The organism is Micromonospora sp. D75 (genome assembly GCF_018070405.1).
Taxonomy (GTDB): Bacteria; Actinomycetota; Actinomycetes; order Mycobacteriales; family Micromonosporaceae; genus Micromonospora; species Micromonospora chalcea.
In genome coordinates, this window is sequence record NZ_JAGPXV010000411.1 from 1 (window position 1) to 5,400 (window position 5,400).

At 76.9% G+C, this 5,400-nt stretch carries 2 protein-coding genes; both read right to left on the reverse strand.

Annotation, left to right across the window (positions count from 1 at the left end; genetic code table 11):
• On the reverse strand, positions 1 to 2,544 hold a 2,544-nt coding region (locus KBX39_RS21870; RefSeq protein ID WP_210872256.1), incomplete at its 3' end, for an ATP-dependent helicase.
• Positions 2,541 to 5,400, reverse strand: a 2,860-nt coding sequence (locus KBX39_RS21875; RefSeq protein WP_210872258.1) for an ATP-dependent DNA helicase, incomplete at its 5' end; no start/stop codon positions are given. The genes KBX39_RS21870 and KBX39_RS21875, both read right to left, overlap by 4 nt.

Here is a 5,400-nt window from a genome sequence, read left to right on the forward strand (position 1 = left end):
CAGCACCGTCTCGGTGGTCGGGTTCACCGCGTCCCCGGCCGGCTCGGGCGTCCAGGCGTCGACCACATGGCCGTCCGGGTCGGCCAGGCAGGCGTCGTGCACCTCCCGCAGGAACACCGACGGGCCGCGGAACCGTTTGGTCCCCTCCCCCCACCAGTAGCCGGAGCAGAGCAGCAGGCGGCGGGGGCGGGTCACCGCCACGTACGCCAGCCGGCGCTCCTCCCGCTCGTCGTGCGCCCGCCAGTCGTCGGTGAACTCGGTCAGCGCCCGGGCCACCCCGCGCTGGTCCTCCGCCTCCGGCAGGGCCAGCTCGGGCAGTCCGTCCGCGTCGCCGCGCAGCGGGAACGGCAGCACGCCGAGCCCGCCCAGCCAGTGGTCGGAGTTGCGCACCGGCCCCGGCCAGACGCCCCGGGTCATCCCGGCCACCGCCACCACGTCCCACTCCAGGCCCTTCGCGGCGTGCGAGGTCAGCACCTGCACCGCGCCGGCCACCACCTCGACCTCGCCGGGCGCCAGCCCGCGCTCCTCGTCCTCGGCGGCGGCCAGGTAGGCGAGGAAACCGGCGAGCGTCGCGCCGGGCGTCTCGCCGCTGAACCGGGCCGCCACGTCGCCGAGCGCGTCCAGGTGCGCGCGGGCCAGCCCGGCGTCGCCCGCGCCGTCCCGGCCGGCCCGGACCGCCACCTCGACGTCGAGGCCGATGGTCCGCTCGATGTCCGCGATCAGTTCCGGCAGCGACTGGTCCAGGCGGTAGCGCAGCAGCGCCAGTTCCATCCCGTACGAGCGCAGCCGCGCGTAGCCCTCGGCCGAGTACGCCTGCGCCGGCCCCAGGTCCGCCAGCGCCTCCACGAGCGTCGCCTCGTCCAGCACGTCCACGGTGATCTCCGGGCCCTCGTCGCCGGTCAGCTCCCGGCGGCTGCGGGCGATCGCGCGAGCGCGGCGGTGCAGGGCGACCAGGTCACGCGGGCCGATCCGCCAGCGCGCGCCGGTGAGCAGTCGCAGCAACGCCGCCCCGTCGGTCGGGTCGGCGAGCACGCGCAGCGTGCACACCACGTCCCGTACCTCCGGGGTGTCCAGCAGCCCGCCCAGCCCGACCACGTCGACAGGCAGTCCACGAGCGCGCAACGCCGCCTCGATCGCCGGGATCTGGCTGCGCAGCCGCACCAGCACCGCGGTGGTCGGGCGGCGGTCGGCCGGGATGTGCTCGGGCAGCGCGCCGGGCATCCCGGCCGCACCCCGCCAGGCCGCCAGCACGCTGTCCGCGATCCAGTCGGCCTCGTCGGCGTACGTCTCCAGCAGCGCGCAGTGCACGGTGCCGGCGGCCTGCCCGCCCGGCGTGCGGTGCGGGATCGGATCGCGGACGCTCAGCGCGGCGTGCAGCTCCGGCACCCGTGCGCCGGCCGCCCGCAGCGGCACCGACAGCGCGTTCGCCACGCCGAGGATCTCCGGACGGTTGCGCCAGCTCGTGGTCAGGCTGAGCACGTCGGCGGGGCTGCCGTCGGTACGGGCGAACTCGGCCGGGAACCGGTCGAGCGTGCCGGCGCTGGCCCCGCGCCAGCCGTAGATGGACTGGCACGGGTCACCCACGGCGGTGACCGGGTGGCCGCCGCCGAACAGCGCGTTGAGCAGCACCACCTGGGCGTGGCTGGTGTCCTGGTACTCGTCCAGCAGCACCACCCGGAACCGGTCCCGCTCGATCACGCCGACGCCGGGGTGGTCGCGGGCCACCCGGGCCGCGCGGGCGAGCTGGTCGGCGAAGTCCATCGCCTCGAAGTCGTCCTTGCGCCGGGCGTACGCGCGCACCAGCGGCAGCAGCTTCAGCCGGGTCCGCTGGAGCTGGAGCGCCTTGCGCACGTCGGCGTAGACCCGGCCGGGACGCGACTGCACCTCGGCGAAGAACCGGCCGGTCCAGCCGGCCAGCTCGTCCGGGTCGACCAGGTGCTCGTCCAGCTCACCGGCGAGCGCCAGGACCGCGTCGGTGATGGTGGACGGCATCCGGTCCACCTCGGACATGTCCCCGTCGTAGTTGCGCACCAGCATGTCGACGAGCTGCCAGCGGGACGCCTCGGTGAGCAGCCGGGTGGTCGGCTCGTACCCGGCGCGCAGCCCGTGCTCGGTGACGATCCGCCCGGCGTACGAGTGGTACGTGGACACGGTCGGCTCGCCCGCCAGCGGGTCGTCGTGCGGGTCCCGCCCCTGCCGGCCGAGCCGCCGGATGAGCTGGTCGAGCCGCGTGCGGACCCGGTGGGCCAGCTCGCCGGCCGCCTTGCGGGTGAAGGTGAGGCCGAGGATGTGCTCGGGGCGTACGTAGGAGTTGGCGACCAGCCACACCACCCGCGCGGCCATCGTCTCGGTCTTGCCGGAGCCGGCGCCCGCGACCACCAGCAGCGGTTCCACCGGCGCGGCGATGATCGCGGCCTGTTCCCGGGTGGGCGCGGGCAGCCGCAGCAGCCGGGCCAGCTCGACGGGCGTGTAGCGGGGCCCGGCGTCGGCCGCGCGCGGCGTGGGCGTGGCGGAGGCGCCGAACAGCGCCGGCTGAACGCTCATGAGTTCTCCGGGGGCGGCTCGACCACCTGGCGGCCCTGGCCGGAGACCGGGCAGCTGGTGCGTACCGGGCAGACCCGGCACTTGGAGTTGGCCACCGCGGCGAACGTCGAGGCGGCCATCGTGTCGGCGGTACGGCGCACCAGCGCGGTGGCCCACCCGGCCTCCGGCCCCTCCCCGGCCGCGGCCTGGGTCTGCTCCTTGGCGTCCCGCGCTCCGGTGCCGAGCTGCACCAGCGCGGCCCCGCCCGGTTCCTCGCCGAACTCGGCGAACCCGCCCGCCTCCACCGCCGCCTGGTACGCGCCGAGCTGCGGATGCTCGGCCACCTCCCGCTCGGTGACCGCCGTCGACTTGCCGGTCTTCAGGTCGATCACCACGAGCCGCCCCTCGGCGTCGACCTCCAGCCGGTCGACCCGGCCGGTCAGCTCGATCGGGCGGGACGGATCGTCGAGGCGGACCGCGAACTCGTGCTCGATCGCCAGCAGCCGGCGCGGGTTGCCGGCCAGCCAGCGCAGCAGCTTGTCCACCATCGCCTCGGCGCGCTGCCGCTCCGGACCGGCCATCCACCGGGCGGCCAGCTCGATCGCGTCGAACCGCGCGGCCACGTACTCCAGCAACGCCTCCCGGTCGACGCTGGCGTCCTCGGCGAGCATCGCGGCGGCGTGCACCAGGTTGCCGACGCCCTGCGCGGCGCTCGCCGGCCCGCTGCCGCCGTGCCGTTCCAGCAGCCAGCGCAGGCTGCACCGCAACGCGCTCTCCATCGCCGACGGGGTGACCCGCACCGGCTCGCCCTCGTCGACCAGCGGCCGGTCGTCGGAGAGGCCGCGCAGCCCCCACCAGTCGTCCGGGTGCGCGCCGGGCACCCCGGCGGCGGCCAGCCGCGCCAGCTCACCCGCCGCCGCGTGCCGCCGGGTGATCGGCGCCGCCGGGTCGGTGACAGCGGTACGCAGCTCGGCCACCAGCGCGGACAGGGTGAGACCGCGTGGCGGCAGCGTGACCGGGAGTACGGCGGGCGGCCCGTCCTGCGGATGCTCGTCCCCGTGCGGCACCGGCCCGTCAGCGGTTTGCCCGCGCGTGACCTGGCCGGTCGGGGCGGTGCCGCCTGCGCCGGTGGCGGGTGGGTCGGCGGCTGCGATTTCGTGCAGGAAGCGGCTCGGCTGCTCCTCGTGGTCGTCCCCGCCGACCGCCGCCGACGCCACAGCGGTGACCAGCAGCCGCCGCCGCGCCCGGCTGATCGCCACGTGGAACAGTCGCCGCTCCTCGTCCAGCAACGCCGACGTCTGCCCGACCAGGCTGGCCCGCAGGCCGGCCCCGTCGGCGCGACCGGCCAGCACGTCGACCAGGCGCTCCGAGCCGAGCAGGCTGCCGCGCAGGCGCAGGTCCGGCCAGACGCCCTCCTGCACCCCGGCCACCGCGACCAGATCCCATTCCAGGCCCTTCGCGGCGTGCGCGGTGAGCAGGCGTACCGCGTCGCCCCGGTCGGCGGCGGCGGCGAGCGTGTCGGCGGGCAGTTCCTGCCCGAGAACGTGGTCGAGGAACACCTCGGTACGCGCGCCGGGCAGCCGGTCGGTGAACCGGGCCGCCGCGTCGAACAGCACGAGTACGGCGTCCAGGTCCCGGTCGGCGGCCTCGGCCCGCCACCGCTGGGCGGTCTCGTGCTCGCCGGTGGCCGCCCGCCCCCTGGTGATCGCCCCGGCCCAGCGTTCGGCCAGCCCGCTCTCCCGCCACACCGCCCAGAGCACGTCCTCGACCGTCGCGCCCGGGGTGGCGGCGGCCTGCCGGGCGGTCTCCAGCAGGTGCGCCACGGCCTGCGCGGGGGCCGCCCAGCGGCGCTCGATGGTGGACAGCTCGGCCGGGTCGCGCAGCGCCTCCACCAGCAGGTCGCCGGAGGGACGGCGGTCGCCGCCGGCCAGCGCCAGCGCCCGCAGCCCTTGACGCAGCCGCCGCTCGGCCAGCGGGTCGGCCCCGCCCAGCGGCGAGTGCAGCAGCGCGACAGCGGCCTCCTCGTCCAGCCGGTCCGGTTCGAGCGCACAGCGCAGCAGGAGCAGCAGCGGGGCGACCGCCGGCTGGAGGTGCAGCGGAAGGTCCTCGCCGTGCACGACGGTCGGCACCCCGGCCGTGTGCAGCGCGCGCCGCAGCGACGGCAGTTGCCGGCCGGTGGAGCGGACCAGCACCGCCATCCGGGACCACGGCACGCCGTCGAGCAGGTGTGCCTCGCGCAACGCGTGCGCCAGCCAGGCCGACTCGCTGGTGGCGGAGCGGAACGTCCGTACCTCCACCGTTCCGGCCGGCGCATCGGGCAGCGGGCGCAGCCGCCGGTGCGCCGCCGGGCCGCGCAGCCGCCGGGCCAGCCGGGCGGTGGCCGCGAGCAGTTCCGGCCCGGCCCGGTACGAGGTGGTGAGCGTGACCTGGGCAGCCGGCGCGCCGGAGGCGGTGCGGAAGCGGTGCGGGAACGTGGCGACGCCGGCCGGGTCGGCGCCCCGGAAGGCGTACGTGGACGAGTCCGGGTCGGCGAACGCCACCAGGGACCGCCCGCCTCCGGCCACCACGGCGAGCAGGTCGAGCTGCGCCGGGTCGGTGTCGGCCAGCTCGTCGACGTACACGTGGGCCAGGCGGCGGCGCTCAGCGGCGAGCAGCTCGGGATCGTCGAGCAGCATGCCGGTGGCGGCCCGCACCAGCTCCGCCGGGTCGTACGCGACCGAGCCCCTGTTGCTCACGTCGCGCAGGGCGAGCACGGCGACGTACTCGCGCAGGAAACGCGCGGCGGCCGGCCAGTCGGCGCGGCCCAGCTTCTCGCCGAGCCGGGCCAGCTCCACCGGCCCGACGCCGCGCTCCGCGGCCCGCATCAGCCGGTCGCGC